The organism is Limnohabitans sp. JirII-29 (assembly GCF_003063395.1).
In the GTDB taxonomy this organism is placed as follows: Bacteria; Pseudomonadota; Gammaproteobacteria; order Burkholderiales; family Burkholderiaceae_C; genus Limnohabitans.
Map to the genome: position 1 here is coordinate 72027 of NZ_NESB01000005.1, position 22718 is coordinate 94744.

Sequence of the window (22718 nt, forward strand, 5' to 3'; positions counted from 1 at the left end):
TAAGCCTCATACTGAGCCTTTGCTGGATTGGACCTGCCATGGCCATCGAAGAACCGACATACAACGTCATTTCATCCGAAGATCCATTTGAAATTCGACACTACGCACCTAGCCTCATTGCCGAGACGGTGGTGGAAGGCGATATGGATGAAGCTTCTGGCAAAGGATTTCGGCTCATTGCAGACTTTATTTTTGGAAACAACCAACGGCCTGAGTCCACACAAAATTCGAAAATCGCCATGACAGCCCCTGTCACGGTCGAGCCACAGTCTTCCAAAATTTCAATGACGGCATCTGTCACGGCACAGCCCGCGTCAGCAGAAACAAATATGCAAACCGCCAACAAATGGCGCATCCATTTTGTGATGCCTAGCCAGTACACCTTGGCCAACATTGCGCAGCCCAAGAATCCTGCTGTGAGTTTGAGAGAAATTCCAAGCAAGCACTTTGTAGTCCTCAAATACTCGGGCTTCAACACCCTCGCGAGAGTCCAGAAAAAAACCGAAGAGGCGCTTGAATGGGCCCATCAAAAATCGCTCACAGTCGTCGGCAAACCACAGCTGGCTAGGTATGACCCACCTTGGACACTGCCCATGTTCAGACGCAACGAAATCATGGTGGAAATTTCAGCACCGTGAACTGAACCACCATGACGCGCTCTACTTCGACAACTTTGCAGGAAGAAGCGCGTCGATGTTTTTCACCATCTCTTGTTCAATGCTCGATTTGAATGCACGCAGCAAAATGCCAAGTTCAACCTTGATTTCTAATTTGCTGCGCGTTGCTACCAAGTGACCTTGCACACCTGCTCCAGTAAAAAACAATTCGTCGGTTGCCCGGCCTTCCTGATACACACAGCGCATGCCGTACTCGGCCTCCGCAAGCTCTGCCCACCTGAACGCAATTTTTCGAATGGCCAGCAAGCCCAGTGCATGCTTGCGCAAGATATGAACATCAGCCATTCTTGGAAGCCAGCAAGGGGCGCATGGCATTGAGAGTGGCCAGCAACCCAGAGCCATTGCTGAGCAGCGTACAGGCCATGGGCGACATGAGACCGGTGGGCACCGCTAACGCCAAAGCCAAAGTGTTGGCCCCTGCAATCAAACTGAAGTTTTGACGCACCAAGGCCATGCCGTCGCGGCAAATGTCCATGGCGGGCAGCAACAGGTGCAAGCCCTCTTCCATCAGCACCACATCGGCTGCGGCACGCGCAATGTCGGCCCCATCGACCAGCGAGATGCCCACATCGGCCTGGGCCAAAGCGGGCGAGTCGTTCACACCGTCGCCCACCATGGCAAACGGCCCGTATTGCTGGCGCAGCGTGCGCACCATCTCGGCTTTGTCGTGCGGCAGTATTTCTGAATACACCGTGTCAATGCCCACTTTTTCTGCCACGCGTCGGGCCACGCCTTCGCGGTCGCCAGACAGCATCACAATGTGCTGCACACCGCGCGCTCGGAGTCCGTCAACCACTGCGCGGGCTTCGGGTCTGGGCGTGTCGCTACACGCAATGACACCGATCAAGCTGTCGTCCAAGGCGACCAACAGCGCAATGTCGCCATGGCGCTCGGCCTCCGCCAAGTACTTGGCAGCCTTGCCCGTGGCAATGCCCAGGCTACGCAAAAAACGCTCGCTGCCCACATGCAAACGTTGGCCCGCAATCACCGCGGTCACCCCCATGCCAATGATGAACTGAACGTCGTCGCACAGCGGCAAGGTAAGCCCGCGCGTGCGCTCGGCATGCAAGACCAAGGCGCGTGCCACCGGATGGCGCAGTTGGGTCTCCGCCGCAGCGGCCAGTTGCAGCACGCGGTCGGCGCTCATGCGCGCATGCATGGGCCGCACATCCAGCACTGTGAGATGGCCGCAAGTCAGGGTGCCCGTCTTGTCAAAAGCGATGCCGCGCAGCGTTGCCAACTGCTCCACATGGTGGCCACTCTTGATCAAAATGCCCTGCCGTGCAGCGCGCGTCATGCTCGACAAAATGCTGGTGGGGGCCGCCACCCGGATGCCAGTGCCGTAATCGACGATGGCCATCGACATGAAGCGGTCCACATTGCCGGTGAGTGCCAGCATGGCCACATTCACACCTAATAGCGGTGCCACCAGTCGGTCGGCAAACTGTTCGGCATAGTTTTGAATGCGCGTTTCACCCACAGGGGCCGACTCAATGACCTGCACAATCTTCGCCACCACCGTGGCAGCACCGACTTCCGTGACCTGCACGGTGATGGCGCCTTCCACAATGGATGAGCCCGCAAACACCATGTCACCCACACGGCGCGTGGCGGGCACCGACTCACCCGTGATGTGGCGCTGATCCACCGAGGCCAAGCCGCTACTGATCATGCCGTCAGCAGGCACCAAGTCGCCTGCCAGCATGAGCGCCATGTCGTTGCAACGCAGCGCTTGCGCTGCAATCAGCGTCACGCTGGCATCAGCCTCCAGGCGCCGGGCTTGCACGGTCTGAAAATCAAGCAACTCACGGATGTGACCGCGTGATTGACGCGCAGTCAGCTCCCGCACCACATCGCCCAAGTGCACCATCATGGCCATCAAAGCAGCTGTGCGTGGCTGACGGCGCAGCACCGCAATGGCCAAGGCCAGGCCATCCAAGAAATCAACATTCAAGCGACGCTCATGGACCAAGGTGCTCACGGCACGACGCCAAATAGGCAACCCAGTCAGCACGATCAACAACAGGTCTAAGCCAAAGCCGCCTGCTGGCCCCAGCACAAAGGCCGTGCTGGCCCAAGCCATGGCACGAAACGGGTTGGCTTCACCTTGTGTGCTTTGGATCTCTGTCGTCTGCTTGTCGGGCGATGTGACGCACATCACAAGGGGTTGCAAGAGCATGTCAAACAGCGCGTCGAGTTGCCCCAGATGCTCGATGGTGACCGAGTCGCACGCGGGGTTGAGACGAAAGCTCGACACCAAGGCGCTGTGGGTCAAGCGCTCGCTGATGCGCTCACGCACGGTGGCATCCATGCGCAGACGGGCCACGCGGATGCGACAGCGCCCTGGCATTTCATGCAATACCTGGTAGCTTGCGCGTGTCAACGCGAGGCTGGCGTTAAGGTTTGGTTCGTGCATGCGCAAGGCCGGTTGACACAATTTTGACCACCGGTGCATAGATACGGTTGCGGTGCAGCGAGATGAAGGTGTTGAACGCAAAAGTACCCAGACTCAGCCACATGGGTGTGCCCCTGCCACGAGCCTGACGCATCGAGGTGGCCGCCGCAAACAGCAATGGCAACAACAGCTTGAGATCCAGATAACCGTCGCTTGCACGGCGCAACCGAACATCCAGTTGTTCTGCGCCCGAGACCAAGTCTTCAGCCAAACGCGAATGCTGTGCCAAATAGTGCGAACCGGTGACCACTGCCTCGTCAATGCCCGCCAGCAAGGCGTCATCGCCTTGCAGGCTGAGCCAACTGTTGACATCTGGATCGTCTTGCAGGCGAAAGTGAAATACCGTGTCAGCCGGGCTGTAGTCGATGACGATGCTCGACGATGCCGCATTCACGCGCACCTTGTCGACTCCCTCCAAGCCAGCGATCACGTGTTGAACCGTCGCAAAAAATTCTGGCTCTGCGCGAACTCCCAACACCTTGAGCCGCATGCGACCAGGCACATGGTGCGCGATACGCGCCGTGCGCACGGCCCTGTGGTCGGTCTGCGGCACATCAAGCCTTTGGCACGGCAGCGCTGGCTGGCTTTGGCGGCGTCTTCTGGGTGGCTTGGGGATGCTTTTCTTCCAGCATCACTTCAGCCACCAAGTCGTGCACTTGCTCACTGGTCTCCGCCATCACTTCCCGTGCCTTTTGCGTCATGGCAAAGCCTGCACGTATGGCACCTTTGATGGCGGGACGCACGTAGTCGCCCATTTCAGGAAAAAATTTGCTCAGCAACACCGCACCGGCACCAATGATCAGGCCAGGAATGAGTTCCACCTCAATCAAGGCTGCCCCCACCACGATGGCCGCAGCCGTGGCCACTGAGGTGGCGTCACCAGACACCAAGTCTTTGCCACGTGCAACCAAGTGGCTGAGCCGAGGCGTTGCGCCAGCCGCTGAGCGGTCTGGCTGGGCTGGGCGATGCGCCTCGGTGTACGCGGCGTCTTGCAAGTCATCCTCAAGGGGCACTGTCCGACGTGGGCCGCGGTTTGGGGTGCTCTTGGGTGTTGAGACCTTCGGTTTTTTGCGAATGTCTGAGCTTTTGATTTGTGTGACCACGTATTTCTCCATGCTGGTATTGCAACGCCCTGAGAGCGCGCCAGTGCCAACTGCTGACTCTGTGGCCCGACAGTAAAGGCGGGGACATGTGCAGTCTGTTCGCCAGCGAACCTAGTGTGGGTGTTCAAACCAAGATGGGGGCCAAGCGCCATGGCGACACCGCCCTCGCCTGCGCGTGTTTTAGGATCAGCAACTTGTTTGCCCCCCACCTTGAATGGACTGAGAGTTCGTGATGAAAAAATCTTGCCGTCGGTTGTTGTGTTTGAGCTGGGCTGCGCTCTGTGCCTTGGCTCTCGCACCATCTTTGTCCCTCGCACAGTCGTATCCCAACAAGCCTGTGAAAGTCATCGTCACGTTTCCGCCCGGTGGCACGCCTGATATTTACGGACGCATCTTGTCGCAAGAGCTCTCCAATTTGTGGAAGCAATCTGTCGTGGTTGAAAACAAGACCGGCGCCAGTGGCACGATTGGCACCGACTTTGTGGCCAAGTCCGCCCCCGATGGCTACACCTTGCTGTTTGCTGCCGACGCGACCATCACCATCGCACCGCATCTGTTCAACAACATTCCGTACAACGCCACCAAAGACCTCACGCCCATCATCAACGCGGCCACAGGACCTTTTGTGCTGTTGGCCAATCCCAATTTCCCTGCCAATGACATGAAGAGCCTGATTGCCATGGCCAAGCAGCAGCCCGGCAAAATCACCTACGCCTCATCGGGTGCAGGCGGGCAACAGCATCTGTCCATGGAAATGGTCAAGCACATGGCAGATGTCAACATCACACACGTGCCCTACAAAGGCTTTGGTCAAGGTGTCAACGATGTGATGGCAGGCCACGTGCCCTTGATTTTTGGCGGCATCACGGCTTCTATTCAACTGACCAAGAGCGGCAAGCTCAAAGCCATTGCAGTGACCAGCGCCAAGCGCTCCAAAGCCATGCCACAGGTGCCCAGCATTGCCGAAACACTGCCCGGCTTTCGCATCGACGCCTGGTATGGCTTCATGGGCCCGGCTGGCATGCCCAAAGAGTTGGTGAAAAAAATCCACGACGACGTGGCCTCCATCATCAAGCGCCCTGAGTTTCAGGCGCGTATTTATGCCGACGCCATGGAGCCTGTGGCCAACACACCGGAAGAATTTGCTACACAAATCAGCGAAGACTTGGTGGAGTGGTCCAAGCTCATCAAGTCGGCAAACATCAAACTCGATTAAGTTGCACATGGTTAGATTTTTCAAATCCATCGGTCAACTCTGCGCACTGGTGAGTCTTCTGTGCGGGGCCGCCCTGGCCGACACAGTCTCACCAGACAGCTTTCGGCCCTTGCTGTCGGCCCCCCACCGCTCATCGGGCAATGTGGTGCGCGATCCGTTTCGCCACCCGGCTGAAACCTTGGCATTTTTTGGCATTCAGCCCAACAGCACGGTGGTTGAAATATTGCCTGGCAGCAGCGGCTATTACCTGGAAATTCTGGCCCCCTGGCTCAGAGACAAAGGCTTGTACATTGCCGCAGATCGCGATGCCTCGCTGCCTGAATACTTGGCAGACCATCAAAAGTTGTTGAAACGGCTCCAAGACGAACCCGCCTTGTACAACCAGGTGAAGGTCACCCAATTCAGAGCAGACCACCACCCCATTGCGCCCGCAGGGAGTGTTGACGTGGTCATCAGTTTTCGCAACCTGCACAACTGGATGGCACGCAACGAGTTGCAAGAATCCCTCAAAGCCTTTCACCTGGCGCTCAAACCCGGTGGCGTGTTGGGCATCGTCGATCACCGAGGGCGCAACGACCAAACACAGGCCGAACAAACCACCTCGGGCTATGTACGCCAGGACTTGGCGATTGCGCTGATTGAGCAAGCGGGCTTCCAGCTCGACGCCAGCTCAGAAATCAACGCCAACCCCAAAGACACCAAAGACTATCCAGAGGGTGTCTGGACTTTGCCGCCCGCCTACCGTATGAAAGACAAGGACCGGCAAAAATACACAGCCATTGGCGAGAGCGACCGCTTCACCCTGCGGTTCATCAAACGCTGACACAGACCAAGCCAGACTCTTCTATTGATTTGATATGAATCAATATGGCACCGTGGGCCTCTGGTCAGAATGGAGCTTTCATCAAAGGGACACTTCCCCTTGCAACTCCCCGGACATCACTTGGCGTGGCAAAAGCTGGGGGCAGTTCCCAGCACCTTGCTCATCCCGCTGGCAGCACGGGCCAGAGGGGCCAGCTTGTTTCCGCAACTCGACCCACACGATGTCTGCGCGAATGAGGTACTCGAAGCCCTGCACACGAACGTTCAGACCTACCTGAATGACTGGATGACGGTGCTCAACGTGTTGTGGCGCACGCAGGCCATCAAGCGCATGGGGCTCGACTTCTTCGGGCGTCATCCAAACAGCCAAGGCGTTAACTTGGGCGCTGGTTTGTCCAACTACTTCCAATGGTTTGACAACGGCCGAAACCGCTGGCTAGATGCCGATCTGCCCGAAGTGATGACACTGCGACAGCTAATTTTTCATGTGCTGCCGCCTCACTGTCGGCACCAGACACTCAACATCGCGCGCCCGGGCTGGTGGCGACGTCTGAAACTGCCCCGAGGCAAGCGGGGCCGACCGGTGCTGCTGATTTGTGAAGGCGTGTTGATGTATTTGAAACCGACGCAAGTACACGCGGTGTTGCAGGAAATCAGTGACAACGCGCCGCCTGGCTCCGAGTTCGTTTTTGATTTCATCTCCCCGGTGGGTATCGGCACGGCCTGCCTGCATCCAAGCGTCAAAGACACAGGCGCAGAGTTCATGTGGGGCATGCGCCATGTGCCGCAGTTCGTACAAACCTTTCCTGGGCTGGAAATGCTTGAGCAACGCAGTGTCTCCGAAGCCTATGGCATGGCATGCTGTCTCACCGAGTTGCTCACAGCCCCGTTCACAGGGGGACCGCTGTACGGTCTGATTCGTTTAGGCACGGCCCCCGCGTGACAGCGCCTGAGCAATCGCAGGTGCCACGCTGACCGCATTGCTGCTGTGCGCAATGCAGTCGGTGCTCCAGACCTCGGTGACACCGGCTGCCATGAGGACCGACAAAGCATCGCCCGCAAACAAGGCATGCGTCACCGCCACGTCCACACTGGCCGCTCCAGCAGCCAAGGCCAGCTGCGCGGCGCGTGCCAGGGTGCGACCGCTGCTGGCCACATCGTCGAGCAGCACCACGGCGCGTCCACGCACATCGATGTTGGGCATGGCAATCTCAACGGCTTGATCGCCATGACGAATTTTTTCGCAGGCCGCAAACTCAAAGCCGTGCGCGGCCGCAGCGCGAGCCACCCACTGTGCGGACTCGCTGTCTGGGCCCAACAGAAACGGATGCGTGCGCCTCTGCGCAATCAAATCGCCTAACAAAGGCGCGCCGCTGAGCACGGTGTTTGTGCAGCCAGGCATCACCTCGTCCAAACTGGCGATACGGTGCAAATGCGGGTCCACGGTGACCAAGGCGTCAAACATGGACGCCAAATAACGTCCCACAATGCGCTGGCTCACGGCTTCACCCGGCACGAAGGCAATGTCTTGACGCATGTAGGCCAAGTAAGGGGCCACCAGTGTGAGGTGCTGGGCACCCAGTTCGCGTGCGGTGTCGGCAGTCAGCATCAGCTCGACCAGTTTTTCATTCGGATACGCCAAGCTGCGCAACACCACCACCCGAGAAGGCAAGGTCACAGGCAGACGCAGTTTGAGTTCGCCATCTGGAAAACGGTGACGCTGCACCAGTTGCGGCACCATGCCTGCAACATCGGCCAAGTGCAAGGCAGCTCTCGCCTCATCTTCGAAATACAACAAACACGTGCTGTCGGCCATCAGAACTCCACAAAGACATGTGGCAAGTCTTCAACGCCACCCACGGTGTAACCACTGAACTTGTTGCTGAGTTGCCGGGCAAATTCGAGATCGGTGCTGAAGTCGGCATACACGCGGTACAACACGTCACCCATCGACACGGCATCGCCTAACTTGCGAACCAGGTCAACCCCAGCGCCCTGCACTTTGGGTGCGCCGGCCAATCTGGCCACCCGTGCGATGTGCAGGTTGTCGATGCCTGTCACCACACCGTTGGCGTGAGCCAGCACCTCAAAAGTCAAGGCGCCCAATTTCGGTTGGTTGTGGTTGAAGTGCTTGGAGCCTTGCGCTTGGACGATGGCGTTCATGCAAGACAGTGCGCGGCCAGAATCCAAAATATCGCGGGCAATCGAAAAGCCTTCGCCACCACGCACATCGGGGTCACACTCGATCAGGCGCCCGGCCAAGCGCAGGGCTTTTTGTCGCAAATCGTTCGGGGCGCGTGGGTCGTTCTCCAACACACGCATCACATCGCGCGCTTCCAGCACAGGGCCTATGCCAAAACCAATCGGTTGCCGACCGTCGGTGATCACCACGTCCAAAGACAAATGCATACGCGACGCCACATATTCAAACAGTCGGCGCAAGCGCTGTGCCTCGGGCATGGAGCGCACCTTGGCCGTGGGCCCGATGGGAATATCCAACACCAAATGGGTCGAACCCGCCGCAATCTTCTTTGACAAGATAGAGGCCACCATCTGCGCTGGCGAATCGAGCGACAAAGGCCGCTCCACTGAAATCAGCACATCGTCGGCAGGTGACAAATCGGCCGTGCCCCCCCAGGCCAAACAGCCATGGTGATCTCGCACAATGTCGGACAACTGGTCAAACGGCAACTCCACATTGGCCAACACCTCCATGGTGTCCGCCGTGCCCGCAGGCGACGTGATGGCACGTGACGAGGTCTTGGGGCACAACATGCCGTGCGCAGCCACGATGGGCACGAGCAACATCGAGGTTCGGTTGCCAGGAATGCCGCCAATGCAATGCTTGTCGACCACCAGGTTGGAGCGCCAATCCAGACGACGGCCGCACGCCACCATCGCGTCGGTCAAATAAAACACCTCATCGCGGTCCATCTCACCTCGGTTGGTGGCGACTACGAAAGCGGTCAGCTCGATCTTCGAATAGTGGTGATGCGCAATGTCACGCACGATGGCCAAAAAATCGTTTTTATTCAACCGCTCGCCATTGATCTTGCGAAACAAGGCACCCATCGACTCTGGGGGTTCGGCCTGAGATACGGAGACTGTGTGCCCGTTGTCAACACCCATTTGCGCAAAGGCATCTTCAGACAGGCCCACTTCGCCACAGCCCACAATAGATGCGTCATCCACCACGTTGAGCGTGGCCAATATTTTTCTTCCGTTGGCACGCACCTCCACTTTGGCCAGCGCTTGAAAGCCTTCTGCGCGATACACCGCACAGTCGCGGTTCAAGTACACGACGTTCTCGTGGTAGGTATCAATGGCCACGCGACGCAAAGCCATGGGAGAAGACGGGGCATGGTTGCCAGGCATAGGTTCACCCGGCAAGACATCAACAGGTTCTTGACTCATGGCTCTAGCCTACACCGGAAAGATCACACCATCGCTTGACACGTATCAAACACAAGACATCACTGATCATTTATATTGAAGTTTTTAAACCGCCACGGAGGCTTCTCATGTTTCACACAAAGACAGCGGACAAAGACCGATTGATGAGCGACCTGCGTACCGTGATTGCCGACGCTGAAGAGTTGCTGCGCATGACTGCCGATCAGGTGGGCGATCACGCAGAGGGTGTTCGCTCCCGCGTGAAAGCGCGTCTGCACCAAGCCACAGACGAGTTGCAGCATCTGCAAGATGCTGCGGTGGCCCAAGTCAAAGCGGCAGGCCATGCCACCGATGAGTTTGTGCATGAAAACCCATGGCAGTCGGTTGGCATTGCCGCTGGCATTGGTTTGGTTGTGGGCTTGCTGATCAGCCGCCGCTAGGCCAGGCCCACCATGCATGATCCCCACACAGGCGGGTTGTTCGCCTCCGTGCGTCAATTGGTCGCCACCGCACTGGAAATGGTGCAAGTACGCATCGAGCTGATTGGCACGGAGCTGGAATTTGAAAAGCGTCGTTTGTTCGATGGCTTTTTATGTGCCGCTATCGCCATGGTGTTTTTAATCGTTGGTGTCTTGCTGTTGTGCAGCACCATCATCTGGATGTTTTGGGAAGGCTACCGACTGGCCGCCATGGGTGTCATGGCAGTGCTGTGTCTCGGTATTGCCGGTGTGTTGTTGACGCAGGCGCGCAAGCGACTGCACAACCCTTTGGGTATGTTTCATGCGAGCACCAGCGAGCTTGAACGTGACAAAGAAAGCCTTCAATCCTCCAAATCTCATGGATAACACCGACTTGCTGTTACGCCAACAACGCCTGCTGCTGCGCAGCGCCCAACTGCGCGCGAATTGGGCGCAACAAACACAGGCCATTCAAGCACCGGTTGCGTTGTTTGACCGCGCACGTTCGGGGGTGCAGTGGCTGTACCGCCACCCGGTTCCCTCTGCGGCGGGCTTGCTCGCCTTGGCCATCTGGAAGCCCCGCCGTGTCTTGGTCTGGGGACGGCGCTTATTGGGAGGCTGGCTGACCCTTCAACGCCTCAAGGAATGGTTGGCCTGAAACGCAGACAGCGCTCAAACAGCAGCGTTCAAAACTCTTTGGCCAAAGCGTCTGCTGCGCGCGCCAACAAGCCGGCGTCCACACCCACGGCGGTGAACAAGGTGCCGCGCTGGATGAAGTGATGGGCCAATTCCTTGTCCCCAGTCAAGATACCAGCAGCTTTGCCCGCTGCACGGATGCGTTGAATCGCACCGTCAATCGCAGCCAACACCGTTGGATGTTTGAGTTGGCCGGGAAACCCCAAACTGGCCGATAAATCCGCCGGTCCGATGAAGATGCCGTCCACACCGTCTACTGCCGCGATGGCCTCAATCTCGTCCAAGGCAGCCTGGGTTTCAACCTGCACCAACAAACACAACTCATCTTCGCAGCGCTGCATGTAATCGGGGGTGCGTCCAAAGCGCGTGGCACGCGTCAAGGCACTCACCCCCCGCATGCCGCGCGGCGCGTAGCGCATCGAGCGCACGGCTTGCTCAGCCTCAGATGCGTTTTGCACATACGGGATCAACAAGGTCTGCGCGCCAATGTCGAGCAAGCGTTTGATGGCCAAGGGGTCGTTCCACACCGGACGCACCACCGCTTGGGTGGCGTAGCCTGCAATGGTTTGCAATTGCTGCAAGATGGTGTCCATCTCGTTGGGCGAATGCTCCATGTCCAGCAGCAACCAATCGAATCCAGCCCCGGCCACCGCTTCGGTTGAATACGTGTTGGCCAGTGTGGTCCACAAACCTTTTTGATGCACGCCCGATTGAATGGCGCGTTTGAACACATTGACAGGCAAATCCATGACGGTCTCTTAAACGAACTGAACGCTGACGCTGCCCAAAGGACCAAAGTCGCCAAACAAGGTGTCGCCTTTGCGGGCGAACACCACACGCGTGAAAGAGCCCGACAAGATGATGTGCCCCTTCTCAAGCGTCACGCCGTGCTGCCCCAGTTTGTTGGCCAACCAGGCCACGCCCAAAGCGGGATGGCCCAGCACACCGGCAGCCACGCCTGTTTCTTCAATGTCAGAGTTGCGGTACATCAGCGCACTGACCCAGCGCAAATCCACGTCCAAAGGTCGGATGGGTCGCCCCCCCAATACCAAGCCCGCTGCGGCACCGTTGTCGGCCACGGTGTCGTAAATCTTGCGTTGATCGACCAGGCGAGCATCCACAATTTCAAGTGCAGGCACCACGTACTCGGTGGCACGCAACACGTCGACCAAACCAATGCCCGGGCCTTTGAGTGACTCACCCAACACAAACGCCAACTCCACTTCCACGCGGGGCAAACAGAAATTGGCATGCGGCACTTTGGCACCCTCAGCAATCAACATGGTGTCGAGCAGATGGCCGTAATCGGGCTCATCGATCTTGGAAGAGGCTTGCATGGCCTTGGACGTCAAGCCCACTTTGTGGCCGATCAACTTGGCGCCTTCTTTGATTTTGTGCGCCGCCACTGCGCTCGAAATCGCATAAGAATCTTCGAGCTGAATGTGCGGAAAGCTGTCAGACAACAGCGTCGCTTGCTTGCGGTTTTTTTCTGCCTGCAACAAACGCTCCACCGCTTGCTGTCTTTCTGCTTCGTTCATCATGCGTCGATCTCCCCTATTGAATGACAAAAATTGACTTCAAACACCTCTCGTCACGTCGGCGTGAGGCCCTGTGCTTGGCAGGACTGTAGCTGCTTTCAACCACTGCTGAATGATGTCTACTATTGAGGTTATCAATAATCTGACTTGGTATGAAACTCAACGCCCTCGACCTCAATTTGCTGCTGGTGTTCGACGCCATCTATCGCACCCAAGGCGTCACATTGGCTTCGGAAGAGTTGGGCCTGACGCAATCGTCTGTGAGCAACGCCCTGGGGCGCTTGCGAGACTACTTTCAAGACCCCCTGTTTGTGCGCATCCAGGGCGCCATGCAACCCACACCGTTTGCCCAAAACCTGGCAGAGCCTGTGAAAACTGCCTTGGGACATTTGCGACAAGCCATTGAAGAACAGCGGCAATTCAACCCAGCCACCAGCCAGCGCATGTTCTCCATTTGCACCAGCGAAGTGGGGCAGCGTGTGTTCTTGCCCAAGCTGCTGGCTCACCTTCACCAAGTCGCGCCCACAGTCAGCCTCTCGATAGTGGACACGCCCACCGACCGCATCGACGCGAGCCTGACCAGCGGCGAAATCGATTTGGCGGTGGGTTTCTTTGGCGACTTTGGCCCCAACTTTTACATCCAGCGCTTGTTTCGCGAACACTATGTGGTGATGATTCGAGAGAACCACTCCAAGATCAAAGACACCTTGACCTTGGACACCTACCTCAACAGCTCACACATCTCTTACCTGCCCTCGTCGGCCAGCCATGACTCGCTCGACCAACTGCTCGACCGCGAATTCAGCAACCTCGGCGTCAAGCGCCAGGTGGGCTTGCGGGTGGCCCACTCCATGGGCTTGTCCAGCATCGTGTCGCAGACCGACTTGATGGTCACCATCCCCTCCCGGTTGGCAGAAACCTTCAAACCCGGCGAAGGCGTTCGGCTGCTGCCCTTGCCCATCGACATTGGCATGATCGACATCCGCCAGCATTGGCACACCCGCTTTCACCAAGACTCGGCCAACCAATGGCTGCGTGCGCAATTTCAATATTTGTTCCAGCAGTGACGCCGGCATGCTGTTTCCTGGCACAACTGGCCATTCGTTTCATCAATGGTAGGAATTGATCCAGCGATGTTTGCCATGCCCTGAACTGTCGATAAGCTTCGGGACACCTAGTACCCCGTCACTGAGTTCCGATGATTCATCTCCACGACATACGCTACGTTCGCCTGGGCACCCGCGATTTAGAGAGCGCCACCCGCTACGCCGACCGCATCCTGGGGTTGCGTGTGGGCGAACAAGTCGGCAACCCCAAACACGGCAGCAGCGTGTACCTGCGCAGCGATGACCGAGACCACACCTTGGTGTACTTTGATGGCGACCCGAGCGACCACACCGTGGGTTTTGAATTGCGCGATGAGGCCGCGCTGCAAGCCGCTGCCGCGCATCTGGACCAGATTGGCTACGCCTTCACACAGGGCGATGCCGACGCGTGTGAGATGCGCCACGTCCAAGCGTTCTTGAACTTCAAAGATCCCAGCGGCAACTCCATCGACCTGGTGGTTCGCCCCCACCACTGCGGGGTGCGCTTCTTCCCGACCCGAGACACGGGCAGCACAGGCTTTTCGCATGTGGGACTGCGCACCACCCACCCCGTGCGCGATGAAAAATTCTGGACCGAGGTGCTCAGCGCCAAGGTGAGTGACCGCATTGGGCAGGCCCCCTTGTTGCGCATCGACGAAGTGCACCACAAGATTGCCTTGTTCCCATCCACCTTTGCCGGTGTTCAACACATCAACCACCAGGTTGAGTCCATCGACGACATCATGCGCACCTGGTACTTGCTGCAAAAGCATGACGTGCGGGTGGTGTTTGGCCCGGGCCGTCACCCCACATCGGGCGCGATGTTCTTGTACTTTGAAGGGCCCGATGGCATGGTCTACGAGTTCTCCAGCGGCGTGCGCATGATCACCGATCCCGATGACATGCCACGTCAATTTCCGTTCGATACCAAATCGTTTTGCATGTGGGGCTCGGTGCCCGATATTCCTGAATTCAAAAACTGATGACAACGCCAACACCTACACCCGCACAAGAGCAGCTTGTGCGTACCACCGGGCGCGCCTTGGCGCGCGCTGGTTTGGCCACCGCCTACGGCCATTGCAGCCTGCGACTCGACGCTGAGCACTTCCTGGTGTGCGCGCCACGCCCGATGGGGCTGCTCACGCCACAAAACAGTGGCACCGTGGTGTCAGTCCATGGGCCGTTGCCTGACGGCGTGCTGGGTGAGGTGCGTATCCACCAACAGGTCTACAAACGACGCGCCGAGGTGAATGGCATCTGCCGGTTTTTCCCACCGCATGTGATGGCCCTCGCCGCCATGAAATTAACGCCCAGTGCACGGCACGGGTTTTCCAGTTACTTTTATCCACACGTGCCCCGGTGGGAGCACACAGCGCTGGTACGCAACGAAGCCGCCGCCGAGGGCGTGGTCGACACACTGGGCAACGCCCCTGCGGTGGTGGTCAGTGTCAACGGTGCCGTGACCGTGGCCGACTCGATTCAAAAAGCCTTGGTCTTGGCCTGGTTCTTGGAAGATGCAGGGCGGGTTGAAAATGCTGTGCAAGCAGCCGGTCATGCCGACACAGCCATCTTCAACACCCCCCAAGAAGCCCAAGAGCGCGCCACCTGGAACGGTGGCATTGTGGAGCGCATGTGGGACTACCTGACACACGACGACATCGAAGCGAAAAACACATGATCATCAAAAACCAGCAAGACGTCACCACCGCTGTTTTGGCAGAGCTGGAACACGCCACTGACGAACGCTTCAAAACCATCATGAAAGCAGCGGTGATCCACCTGCACGGTTTTGCGCGCGACGCCCAACTCACCGAAGCCGAGTTTCACCAGGTCTGTGGCGTGATCGCCCAACTGGGGCAACTCACCACGCCCTCCCACAACGAGGTGGTGTTGGCTGCGGGCTCCATGGGGCTGTCGTCGCTGGTGTGCTTGCTCAACAACGGCGACAGCGGCCAGTCCGAAACCACCGCCAATTTGATGGGTCCGTTTTGGCGTCAAGACGCACCGCGCATGGCTTCGGGGGCATCGCTGGTACGTTCACCCACAGCAGGCGTGCCCATCTTCGTCAACGCCTGGGTGCGTGACCGTCAAGGCCAACCCGTGGCCGATGCCGACGTGGATGTGTGGCACACCTCGGCTGAAGGGTTTTACGAAAACCAAGACCCCGAGCAAGCCGACATGAATTTGCGGGGCAAGTTCACCACCGACGCCCAGGGCCACATCGCGTTTCAAAGCGTCAAGCCTGCGGGCTACCCCATTCCGCTGAGTGGTCCGGTGGGCGCGTTGCTGCGGGCACAAAGCCGCCACAACATGCGGCCTGCACACATCCACTTCATGATCAACAAACCGGGCTACAAAACCCAGTTCTCGCAGGTGTATTCCAGCGACGATCCGTTTTTAGAAACCGATGTGCAATTTGCGGTGACCCAAGCCTTGATCGGGCACTACGTGCTGCACACCAACACCCCCGCGCCTGACCCGCAGGTCCAAGGCGATTGGTATTCGCTCGACTACACGTTTGTGATTGAACCGGGTGAGAACCGCTTGCCCAAGCCGCCCATCACAGGCAAGGCCGAGGGCGGCAAACCTGTGAACGTGGTGCTGCCACCCCGCGCTTGAGGCACAGCACGCTCAGGCACCTCAATCGATCTGTGCGCCTGAGGCCTTGACGACCTCGCCCCATTTGACGAGGTCGTTTTTCAACAGGGCCCCAAACTCCGCCGGTTGCGTGATCAACACATCTGCGCCTTGGGCGTTGAACTTCTCGATCACTTCTTTGTTCTTCAACACCTCTTGGATGTCTTGGTTGATGCGACGCACCACCGCCGCAGGCGTTTTGGCTGGGGCGAACAAACCAAACCAAGGCGAGACATCAAACTCTTTGTAGCCTGCTTCAGCAATCGTGGGAATGCTGGGGAAATTGGATGAACGTGCGCCGCTGGTCACCGCGATGGCACGCAAGGTCCCGTTCTTGATCGACCCGGCCACCGAAGGCAAGCTGGTGAACACCATGTTGATTTGTCCGCCCATCAAGTCTTGCATCGCGGGCGCGGCACCGCGATAAGGAATGTGTTCCAGCTTGGTGCCAGCGGCCGAGTTGAACATCACGCCCAGCAAATGGTTCACCGACCCATTGCCTGCGGAGCCAAAAGTCAGTGGCGCTTTTCTGCCCTGCTCCACCAGCTCTTTCACTGTTTTGAAAGAAGCATCAGGGCGGGCCACCAACACAAACGGCAAAGTGGCCAAGGTGGCTACAGGGGCGAAATCTTTTTCAGGATCGAAAGGCAGTTTTTTGTACAGCGATGCATTGATGGCGTGCGAACCCACATAACTCATCAACAAGGTATGGCCATCGGGCGCAGCCTGTGCCACGTACTCCATGCCCACATTGCCACCGGCCCCTGCACGGTTTTCAATCACCACCGACTGCTGCCATTTCTCGCTGAGCTTTTGCCCCACGATGCGCGCCAAAGCATCGGATGCACCGCCCGGTGTTTGCGGTACCACGATCTTGACGGGGCGCGACAAAAAGTCTTGTGCCTGACTTTGCATGGCAATGCCCAGCCAAGCAAAGGCCATGATTTTGATGAGAATTTTGAACACACAAACTCCAAATATTTTTGTCGCGAGAGGATGGCATGAACGTCCTGTTTCTCTTGTCGCAGGGCGGACAAACGCGGGATCTCAAAAACGTGAGCTGTGACAGAATAATTTAATGAAAATTCAACGTATCGCAGGCGCACTAGGCGCTGAGTTGCACGGGGTTGATTTGACCCAACCCATGTCAACCGATGTGCAGCAAGCCGTTCGTGCCGCGTTGCTCGAACACTTGGTCATCTTCTTTCGCGATCAACACCTCAGCACCGAACAGTTCATGCGTTTTGCCCAAGCCATGGGCACGCCCGTGGAATACCCCTTCGTCAAAGGCTTGGATGGCTTTCCATGTGTGATTGAAGTCAAAAAACTCGAGCACGAAAAAAACAACTTTGGTGGCATCTGGCATTCCGACACCACCTACCTCGAACAACCGCCCATGGGCTCGATGCTGTTGGCACATGAAATTCCCCCCTATGGCGGCGACACCTTGTTTGCCAACCAGTACCTCGCGTGGGACACACTGTCAGACACCATGAAGTCTTTGCTGGATGGCTTGAAAGGCATCAGCAGTTCGGCCAAAGCCGATGTCTCCAAAACACGTGAAGACCGCCTCAAGACCGATGGCAAAGAAGGTGCGCCCAAAAACTACACCCACGCGCACCCACTGGTGCGCACCCATCCAGAAACAGGCCGCAAAGCCTTGTACGTGAACGTGGCCCACACCTCGGGCATTGTGGGCATGACCGATGAAGAAAGTGCACCGTTGCTGAAGTTCCTGTTTGAGCACCAGGTCAAGGCCGAGTTCACTTGCCGCTTTGTCTGGAGGCCCCACTCTTTGGCGTTCTGGGACAACCGCTGCACACAACACAACCCGGTCAACGACTACCACGGCTTCAAGCGCGTGATGCACCGCATCACCCTCGCGGGCGACACACCCGTTTGAGCACGCCATGAAAAAATCCATCGTCTATCTGAAGGTCAACCGCGTCGATGCAGACCTCTGCGCCCTGGCGCGCCAAGTCAGCGTGTCCGATCTGCATGAAGCGATGGGCGGCATTGCAGGCCGCTTGGCCACCATGGGACCACACATGCGCCCTTTGCTGCCCGGCGTGCGCATTGCAGGCCCGGCAGTGACCGCGTTTTGTGAACCTGGCGACAATCTCATGATGCACCGCGCGCTGTACCTGGCCCAAGCCGGTGACGTGTTGGTGGTGCAATGCCCAGAGTCTGGCGCCCAATGGGGCGACATGGCGGCGTTTTACGCCAAAGTCAAAGGCCTAGAAGCCACCATCGTCGATGGCTTCATTCGTGACACCGACGATTTGGTTGCCATGCAGTCTCCCGTGTGGGCCACCAAGATTGGTCCCAGCAGCCCAGAAAAACTGGGACACGGCACCGTGAACGCACCGATCGTGTGTGATGGTGTGACGGTCTACCCCGGCGACTTGGTGGTGGCCGATGGCGATGGCGTGATGGTGATTGCACGCAAAGATGCCGCTGAAGTGGTGCACAAAGCGCTGGCTAAAAAACACAACGAAGACGCGGTTCGACTCGACATAGAGTCGGGTCAACACCCATGGCATTTGCATGGTTGTGCGCAAAACTACGCAGCGTTGGATGTGAAAGAAATCGACGACATCTGGCGCCCCTGAGAGACCAAGGAGAACCCTATGCGCTTATGGATTGTGCTGTTGATGCTGACCTTGAACGCCACGGCGGCCACCAAAGATTACGCACAAAAAGCAGATTACGAAGGCTGCAACGGTATCCAGAACAACGACAAAAAACTGTATTGCCAAGCCATAGATGCCAACAAAGCCGAGTTCTGCAACCGCATTGGCAACGGCGATTTGCAAAACAAATGCCTCGCCAAAGTCAACAACGACGCGAAATACTGCAAACGCATTTCTGATGACAAAAAGAGAAAAAGCTGCGAGCAATACATTCGCTAACCCCTGAAAGGCCTTATGTACAAAATCATCACCGCATCTGTGGCCCTGTTGCTCGCTGCTTGCAGCTCAAACCCAGTCGCACAAGCCCCCGCCAACGACCCCGTCACTCTGCGCGTCAACGTGTTCCGTGGTGCCAGCAACATCCCCATCTACATGGCGATGGAAAAAGGCTACTTTGCCCGTCGGGGCATCACCCCGGTGATGCAGTTCACCCCCAACTCTGAGCAACAACGCGCAGGTTTGGCCGAAGGCAAATTTGACATTGCACACGCAGCCGTCGACAACGCCATTGCCATGATCGAGGTCGCCAAAAAGGATGTGGTCATTCTTTCTGGGGGCGATGGCGGCATGAACGAAATGCTGGTGCGCCAAGACATCAACAAGCCGTCTGACATGCGCGGGCGCACCTATGTGGTGGACGCACCCGACACGGCGTACGCCCTGATTGGCCGCAAAATCCTCAAAGACGCAGGCTTGGTGGAAGGCAAAGACTACAAGATTGACCCACTGGGCGGCTCAGAAAATCGCTTCAAAGGTTTGGACAGTCCGGCTGGAGCGGCCACCCTGCTCAACCCACCCTGGAACTTCTTGGCCAAAGAACGTGGCGCCAAAAGCTTGGGCACCACCACAGCGTTGTACGGTCCTTACCAGGCCGGTGGTATTTTTGTAATGCGCCCTTGGGCCGCTGCCCACGCATCGGCTGTTGAGCGCTACATCGCGGCCTACATCGAAGGCTGCCGCGCGGCCCAAGACCCCGCGCAAAAAGCACTCACCCTGAAGGTGCTGTCGCGTGAGTTGAAACTCGACGCCAACAAAGCCGAGATGACTTACCAAGCCTTGAACGACCCATCAGGCAGCGGCTTGTCCAAAGACTGCGCGCTCGACATGCAGGGCTTCAAAAACGTGTTGGCCTTACGCGCCGAGATCGAAGGCCAATGGGGTGGCAAAGCACCAGCACCCGACAAGTTTTTGGACTTGAGCTACTTCAACCGCGCCCTGCAGCACACCATGCCCTGAGGCTCATGACGCCAAGGTGTGCAGTGCGGCTTTGACAATGCTGGTCGCATCCACATGGAAAAAGGCACGCAACGCCGCGCGCGTGTCGCTGCGGCCAAACCCGTCAGTGCCCAAGCTCAGGTAACGACGGCCTGCGGGCACATACGCACGCACACTCTCTGGCACTGCGCGCACATAGTCGGTGGCCGCCACGATGGGGCCCTGGCTGTGTGCCAACTGTTGCTGCACAAACGGCACGCCCGGTGTGGCGTCGCCGGCCATAGCGCGCTCTTCACACGCCAGGCCATCGCGCGCCAACTCGCTCCAGCTGGTGACGCTGAACACATCGCTGGCAATGCCCTGTGCCGCCAGTTGCTCAGCCGCTTTGACCACCTCGGTCAAGATCGCGCCCGAGCCCATCAAGGTCACACGTGGCGCCTGGGCTTGCGTGACCTCGAAGGTATTGAACTTGTAGCAACCGCGAATCACGTCTTGCGCCACACCCACGGGCAAATCGGGTTGGGCGTAGTTTTCGTTCATCAAGGTGACGTAGTAGAAAACATCGCGCTGCTCGACCAACATCTCGCGCATGCCGTGGTCCACGATCACCGCCATCTCGCCCGCATAGGCTGGGTCGTAGGCTCGGCAATTGGGAATCGTGGCGGCCACCAAATGGCTGCTGCCGTCTTGGTGTTGCAAACCTTCACCGCCCAGCGTGGTGCGCCCAGACGTGGCCCCCAACAAGAAGCCCCGCGCACGTTGGTCTGCGGCGGCCCAAATGGCGTCGCCCACGCGCTGAAAACCAAACATCGAGTAGTAAATGTAGAACGGCAACATGGCCAAGCCGTGCACGCTGTAGCTGGTGGCCGCCGCTGTCCAGCTGGCAATGGCGCCAGCCTCGCTGATGCCTTCTTCCAAAATTTGGCCATCCAGGGCCTCGCGGTAGCTCAGCACCGAGCCAATGTCTTCCGGCTCGTAGCGCTGGCCTACGCTGGAGTAAATGCCGACCTGTTTGAACAAGTTGGCCATGCCAAAGGTACGCGCCTCATCGGCCACGATGGGCACAATGCGTGGCCCCAGCGCGGAGTCTTTGAGCAAGTTACCCAGCAAGCGCACAAAGGCCATGGTGGTGGACATTTCTTTGCCCGCTGCATTGACCGCGAAGTTCGCGTACTGGGCCAGTGCAGGCACCGGCACCTCATCGGCTTGGGTGTGGCGCTGGGGCATGTAGCCGCCCAAGCGTTGGCGTTGCGCATGCAGGTAATGCATCTCTGCGCTGTCATCGGCGGGCTTGAAGAACTGCAACTGTGTGGCCTGCTCGTCGGTCAACGGCAAGTTGAAACGGTTTCTGAACTCAATCAAGGCCGTCTCGTCGAGCTTCTTTTGGCTGTGGGTGGTCATCTTGCCCTGCCCGGCCTCGCCCATGCCATAGCCTTTTTTGGTGTGGGCCAAGATCACCGTCGGTTGCCCTTGGTGGTTGGCCGCTGCGGCATAGGCCGCATGGATCTTCACCAGGTCATGGCCGCCGCGTTTGAGGCGGTCAATTTGCTCATCGGTCATGCCTTGGGCCAAACGCGCCAGCTCTTCGTTTTGACCAAAGAAGGTGTCACGGTTGAAGCGACCGTCTTTGGCCGCAAAGGTTTGCATCTGGCCGTCCACCGTGTCGGCAAAGGCACGCACCAAAGCACCGGTGACATCGCGGGCAAACAAACCATCCCAATCACTGCCCCACACGAGCTTGATGACGTTCCATCCGGCACCACGGAACAAGCGCTCCAACTCGTCAATGATGCGGCCATTGCCACGCACCGGGCCGTCCAAGCGCTGCAAATTGCAGTTGACCACCCACACCAAGTTGTCGAGCTTTTCGCGCGAGGCGAGCGTGAGTGCACTCATGCTCTCGGGCTCGTCCATCTCGCCATCGCCAAACACGCCCCACACCTTGCGTGCGCTGCAGTCTTGCAACTGGCGGTGTGTGAGGTAACGCATGAAGCGCGCGTGGTAAATCGAGCTGATCGGGCCAATGCCCATCGAGCCCGTGGGGAACTGCCAGAAATCAGGCATCAGCCAAGGGTGCGGGTAACTGCTCAAACCACGCACACCCTCGGGAGCTGTGAGCTCTTGGCGGTAGTGCGACAAATCAGCCTCACTCAAACGCCCTTCCAAATAAGCGCGTGCGTACACGCCGGGTGCGCTGTGCGGCTGAAAGAACACCAAGTCCCCACCGTGTGCGGTGTTGCGCGCATGAAAGAAGTGGTTGAAGCCCACTTCAAACAAATCGGCGGCGCTGGCATAACTGGCAATGTGCCCGCCCAACTCGCCATAGGCGGCATTGGCCTTGGCCACCATGGCCAGCGCGTTCCAGCGCATCAGCGAACCCAAGCGTTCTTCCATCGCCAAGTCGCCTGGAAAAGCGGGTTGCTGCTCCACCGCCACGCTGTTGACGTAGGGCGTGGCCAACTCGGGCTGCCACTGCACTTTGGAAGTGTTGGCCACTTGCACCAAGTTGTCCAAAATGAAACGCGCCCGCTCGGGGCCGTGGGTGGCCACCAGCGACAAAAATGCGTCGCGCCATTCGGCGGTTTCAAAGGGGTCCACATCGCCGCTGGCTGCGGCCAAGAAAGAGTGAAGGCTGTGATCGGTCATGCATTCACTGTAAAAAAAAATGACCCAAATAGGCTATTGTTTTCAGGTCGACTTCGGCAAATAACAAAATAAAATGCTTCGATC

General features: G+C 57.9%; 25 protein-coding genes. 15 read left to right on the forward strand and 10 right to left on the reverse strand.

Annotated features, from left to right (window positions below):
* The first annotated feature begins 38 nt into the window (after positions 1–38).
* Positions 39–638 (forward strand): heme-binding protein, encoded by a 600-nt coding sequence (locus B9Z39_RS09610; protein WP_108301672.1) that lies wholly within the window; start codon positions 39–41, stop codon positions 636–638.
* 21 nt (positions 639–659) lie between these two features.
* Here the strand turns inward: B9Z39_RS09610 and B9Z39_RS09615 are convergent, their stop codons facing one another.
* Genes B9Z39_RS09615 through B9Z39_RS09630 form a run of 4 tightly spaced genes read right to left on the reverse strand, consistent with a single transcriptional unit; the run spans position 660 to position 4127 of the window.
* Entirely contained in the window at positions 660–962 is a 303-nt protein-coding gene (locus B9Z39_RS09615; protein WP_108301561.1) for a polyhydroxyalkanoic acid system family protein, read from the reverse strand.
* Positions 955–3093: a heavy metal translocating P-type ATPase gene (locus B9Z39_RS09620; RefSeq protein ID WP_158269481.1), complete on the reverse strand. Its 2139-nt coding sequence runs from the start codon at positions 3091–3093 to the stop codon at positions 955–957. The genes B9Z39_RS09615 and B9Z39_RS09620 overlap by 8 nt, the downstream gene beginning before the upstream one ends.
* Positions 3074–3685 carry a cation transporter gene (locus B9Z39_RS09625; protein WP_108301563.1) on the reverse strand — a complete coding sequence of 204 codons (612 nt, stop codon included), beginning with the start codon at positions 3683–3685 and terminating at the stop codon, positions 3074–3076. Before B9Z39_RS09625 ends, B9Z39_RS09620 begins: the two co-directional genes overlap by 20 nt.
* A gap of 1 nt (position 3686) precedes the next feature.
* Positions 3687–4127, reverse strand: coding sequence for a DUF5132 domain-containing protein (locus tag B9Z39_RS09630; RefSeq protein ID WP_158269482.1), 441 nt, complete (start codon positions 4125–4127; stop codon positions 3687–3689).
* Positions 4128–4467: 340 nt separating this feature from the next.
* Between B9Z39_RS09630 and B9Z39_RS09635 the strand changes: the two genes are divergently transcribed.
* From B9Z39_RS09635 to B9Z39_RS09645, 3 genes are all read left to right on the forward strand, one after another.
* Positions 4468–5451, forward strand: a complete 984-nt coding sequence (locus tag B9Z39_RS09635; protein WP_100144469.1) for a tripartite tricarboxylate transporter substrate binding protein — start codon at positions 4468–4470, stop codon at positions 5449–5451.
* Between the two features lie 7 nt (positions 5452–5458).
* Complete coding sequence (locus tag B9Z39_RS09640) at positions 5459–6274, forward strand: class I SAM-dependent methyltransferase (protein WP_100144467.1); 816 nt, start codon at positions 5459–5461, stop codon at positions 6272–6274.
* Between the two features lie 99 nt (positions 6275–6373).
* A complete protein-coding gene (locus B9Z39_RS09645) occupies positions 6374–7216 on the forward strand; it encodes a class I SAM-dependent methyltransferase (protein ID WP_233202464.1) in 843 nt (280 codons plus the stop codon).
* Here B9Z39_RS09645 and B9Z39_RS09650 read toward each other — a convergent pair.
* A complete protein-coding gene (locus B9Z39_RS09650; protein ID WP_108301565.1) occupies positions 7196–8089 on the reverse strand; it encodes a ribose-phosphate diphosphokinase in 894 nt (297 codons plus the stop codon). The two genes, B9Z39_RS09645 and B9Z39_RS09650, sit on opposite strands and share 21 nt — an antisense overlap.
* Positions 8089–9618 carry a thymidine phosphorylase family protein gene (locus B9Z39_RS09655; protein ID WP_108301673.1) on the reverse strand — a complete coding sequence of 510 codons (1530 nt, stop codon included), beginning with the start codon at positions 9616–9618 and terminating at the stop codon, positions 8089–8091. Before B9Z39_RS09655 ends, B9Z39_RS09650 begins: the two co-directional genes overlap by 1 nt.
* A 212-nt stretch (positions 9619–9830) precedes the next feature.
* Between B9Z39_RS09655 and B9Z39_RS09660 the strand changes: the two genes are divergently transcribed.
* The 3 genes from B9Z39_RS09660 to B9Z39_RS09670 are packed head-to-tail and all read left to right on the forward strand — an operon-like array spanning position 9831 to position 10782.
* Positions 9831–10106, forward strand: coding sequence for a YqjD family protein (locus B9Z39_RS09660; protein ID WP_369823277.1), 276 nt, complete (start codon positions 9831–9833; stop codon positions 10104–10106).
* Between the two features lie 12 nt (positions 10107–10118).
* Positions 10119–10511 (forward strand): phage holin family protein, encoded by a 393-nt coding sequence (locus B9Z39_RS09665; protein WP_108301566.1) that lies wholly within the window; start codon positions 10119–10121, stop codon positions 10509–10511.
* Positions 10504–10782 (forward strand): YqjK-like family protein, encoded by a 279-nt coding sequence (locus B9Z39_RS09670; RefSeq protein WP_158236118.1) that lies wholly within the window; start codon positions 10504–10506, stop codon positions 10780–10782. Before B9Z39_RS09665 ends, B9Z39_RS09670 begins: the two co-directional genes overlap by 8 nt.
* Before the next feature lie 28 nt (positions 10783–10810).
* On the opposite strand, the gene B9Z39_RS09675 is transcribed toward B9Z39_RS09670, so the two are convergent.
* Both B9Z39_RS09675 and hpaH read right to left on the reverse strand, forming a co-directional pair.
* A complete protein-coding gene (locus tag B9Z39_RS09675) occupies positions 10811–11569 on the reverse strand; it encodes an aldolase/citrate lyase family protein (RefSeq protein WP_100144455.1) in 759 nt (252 codons plus the stop codon).
* A 9-nt stretch (positions 11570–11578) separates the two neighbouring features.
* Positions 11579–12361 (reverse strand): 2-oxo-hept-4-ene-1,7-dioate hydratase, encoded by a 783-nt coding sequence (gene hpaH, locus B9Z39_RS09680; RefSeq protein ID WP_108301567.1) that lies wholly within the window; start codon positions 12359–12361, stop codon positions 11579–11581.
* A 149-nt stretch (positions 12362–12510) separates the two neighbouring features.
* Here hpaH and B9Z39_RS09685 point away from each other — a divergent pair, with 149 nt between their 5' ends.
* From B9Z39_RS09685 to B9Z39_RS09700, 4 genes are all read left to right on the forward strand, one after another.
* Positions 12511–13425 (forward strand): LysR family transcriptional regulator, encoded by a 915-nt coding sequence (locus tag B9Z39_RS09685; protein ID WP_108301568.1) that lies wholly within the window; start codon positions 12511–12513, stop codon positions 13423–13425.
* Positions 13426–13556: 131 nt separating this feature from the next.
* Entirely contained in the window at positions 13557–14426 is an 870-nt protein-coding gene (locus tag B9Z39_RS09690; RefSeq protein WP_108301569.1) for a VOC family protein, read from the forward strand.
* A gap of 38 nt (positions 14427–14464) precedes the next feature.
* Complete coding sequence (locus tag B9Z39_RS09695; protein WP_233248971.1) at positions 14465–15121, forward strand: class II aldolase/adducin family protein; 657 nt, start codon at positions 14465–14467, stop codon at positions 15119–15121.
* Positions 15118–16062, forward strand: a complete 945-nt coding sequence (locus B9Z39_RS09700) for a dioxygenase (RefSeq protein WP_108301571.1) — start codon at positions 15118–15120, stop codon at positions 16060–16062. The genes B9Z39_RS09695 and B9Z39_RS09700 overlap by 4 nt, the downstream gene beginning before the upstream one ends.
* A 21-nt stretch (positions 16063–16083) precedes the next feature.
* On the opposite strand, the gene B9Z39_RS09705 is transcribed toward B9Z39_RS09700, so the two are convergent.
* On the reverse strand, positions 16084–17046 hold the full coding sequence (locus tag B9Z39_RS09705; RefSeq protein ID WP_233202463.1) for a tripartite tricarboxylate transporter substrate binding protein: 963 nt from the start codon (positions 17044–17046) through the stop codon (positions 16084–16086).
* Positions 17047–17158: 112 nt separating this feature from the next.
* Between B9Z39_RS09705 and B9Z39_RS09710 the strand changes: the two genes are divergently transcribed.
* Genes B9Z39_RS09710 through B9Z39_RS09725 form a run of 4 tightly spaced genes read left to right on the forward strand, consistent with a single transcriptional unit; the run spans position 17159 to position 20009 of the window.
* On the forward strand, positions 17159–17983 hold the full coding sequence (locus B9Z39_RS09710) for a TauD/TfdA family dioxygenase (RefSeq protein ID WP_108301572.1): 825 nt from the start codon (positions 17159–17161) through the stop codon (positions 17981–17983).
* Positions 17984–17990: 7 nt separating this feature from the next.
* Entirely contained in the window at positions 17991–18692 is a 702-nt protein-coding gene (locus B9Z39_RS09715; RefSeq protein WP_108301573.1) for an RraA family protein, read from the forward strand.
* Positions 18693–18710: 18 nt separating this feature from the next.
* Positions 18711–18992: a hypothetical protein gene (locus B9Z39_RS09720; protein ID WP_108301574.1), complete on the forward strand. Its 282-nt coding sequence runs from the start codon at positions 18711–18713 to the stop codon at positions 18990–18992.
* 15 nt (positions 18993–19007) lie between these two features.
* Entirely contained in the window at positions 19008–20009 is a 1002-nt protein-coding gene (locus B9Z39_RS09725; RefSeq protein ID WP_108301575.1) for an ABC transporter substrate-binding protein, read from the forward strand.
* Positions 20010–20012: 3 nt separating this feature from the next.
* Here the strand turns inward: B9Z39_RS09725 and mdeB are convergent, their stop codons facing one another.
* Positions 20013–22634: an alpha-ketoglutarate dehydrogenase gene (gene mdeB / locus B9Z39_RS09730; RefSeq protein WP_108301576.1), complete on the reverse strand. Its 2622-nt coding sequence runs from the start codon at positions 22632–22634 to the stop codon at positions 20013–20015.
* Positions 22635–22718: the final 84 nt, after the last annotated feature.

Excerpts from the sequence above, each read along its gene's own strand:
- B9Z39_RS09610 (WP_108301672.1), top strand. The coding sequence starts at position 39 with ATGGCCATCGAAGAACCGACATACAACGTCATTTCATCCGAAGATCCA.
- B9Z39_RS09615 (WP_108301561.1), bottom strand. The coding sequence starts at position 962 with ATGGCTGATGTTCATATCTTGCGCAAGCATGCACTGGGCTTGCTGGCC.
- B9Z39_RS09620 (WP_158269481.1), bottom strand. The coding sequence starts at position 3,093 with ATGCACGAACCAAACCTTAACGCCAGCCTCGCGTTGACACGCGCAAGC.
- B9Z39_RS09635 (WP_100144469.1), top strand. The coding sequence starts at position 4,468 with ATGAAAAAATCTTGCCGTCGGTTGTTGTGTTTGAGCTGGGCTGCGCTC.
- B9Z39_RS09640 (WP_100144467.1), top strand. The coding sequence starts at position 5,459 with ATGGTTAGATTTTTCAAATCCATCGGTCAACTCTGCGCACTGGTGAGT.
- B9Z39_RS09650 (WP_108301565.1), bottom strand. The coding sequence starts at position 8,089 with ATGGCCGACAGCACGTGTTTGTTGTATTTCGAAGATGAGGCGAGAGCT.
- B9Z39_RS09655 (WP_108301673.1), bottom strand. The coding sequence starts at position 9,618 with ATGGCTTTGCGTCGCGTGGCCATTGATACCTACCACGAGAACGTCGTG.
- B9Z39_RS09660 (WP_369823277.1), top strand. The coding sequence starts at position 9,831 with ATGAGCGACCTGCGTACCGTGATTGCCGACGCTGAAGAGTTGCTGCGC.
- B9Z39_RS09665 (WP_108301566.1), top strand. The coding sequence starts at position 10,119 with ATGCATGATCCCCACACAGGCGGGTTGTTCGCCTCCGTGCGTCAATTG.
- B9Z39_RS09670 (WP_158236118.1), top strand. The coding sequence starts at position 10,504 with ATGGATAACACCGACTTGCTGTTACGCCAACAACGCCTGCTGCTGCGC.
- B9Z39_RS09675 (WP_100144455.1), bottom strand. The coding sequence starts at position 11,569 with ATGGATTTGCCTGTCAATGTGTTCAAACGCGCCATTCAATCGGGCGTG.
- hpaH (WP_108301567.1), bottom strand. The coding sequence starts at position 12,361 with ATGATGAACGAAGCAGAAAGACAGCAAGCGGTGGAGCGTTTGTTGCAG.
- B9Z39_RS09685 (WP_108301568.1), top strand. The coding sequence starts at position 12,511 with ATGAAACTCAACGCCCTCGACCTCAATTTGCTGCTGGTGTTCGACGCC.
- B9Z39_RS09690 (WP_108301569.1), top strand. The coding sequence starts at position 13,557 with ATGATTCATCTCCACGACATACGCTACGTTCGCCTGGGCACCCGCGAT.
- B9Z39_RS09700 (WP_108301571.1), top strand. The coding sequence starts at position 15,118 with ATGATCATCAAAAACCAGCAAGACGTCACCACCGCTGTTTTGGCAGAG.
- B9Z39_RS09710 (WP_108301572.1), top strand. The coding sequence starts at position 17,159 with ATGAAAATTCAACGTATCGCAGGCGCACTAGGCGCTGAGTTGCACGGG.
- B9Z39_RS09715 (WP_108301573.1), top strand. The coding sequence starts at position 17,991 with ATGAAAAAATCCATCGTCTATCTGAAGGTCAACCGCGTCGATGCAGAC.
- B9Z39_RS09720 (WP_108301574.1), top strand. The coding sequence starts at position 18,711 with ATGCGCTTATGGATTGTGCTGTTGATGCTGACCTTGAACGCCACGGCG.
- B9Z39_RS09725 (WP_108301575.1), top strand. The coding sequence starts at position 19,008 with ATGTACAAAATCATCACCGCATCTGTGGCCCTGTTGCTCGCTGCTTGC.
- mdeB (WP_108301576.1), bottom strand. The coding sequence starts at position 22,634 with ATGACCGATCACAGCCTTCACTCTTTCTTGGCCGCAGCCAGCGGCGAT.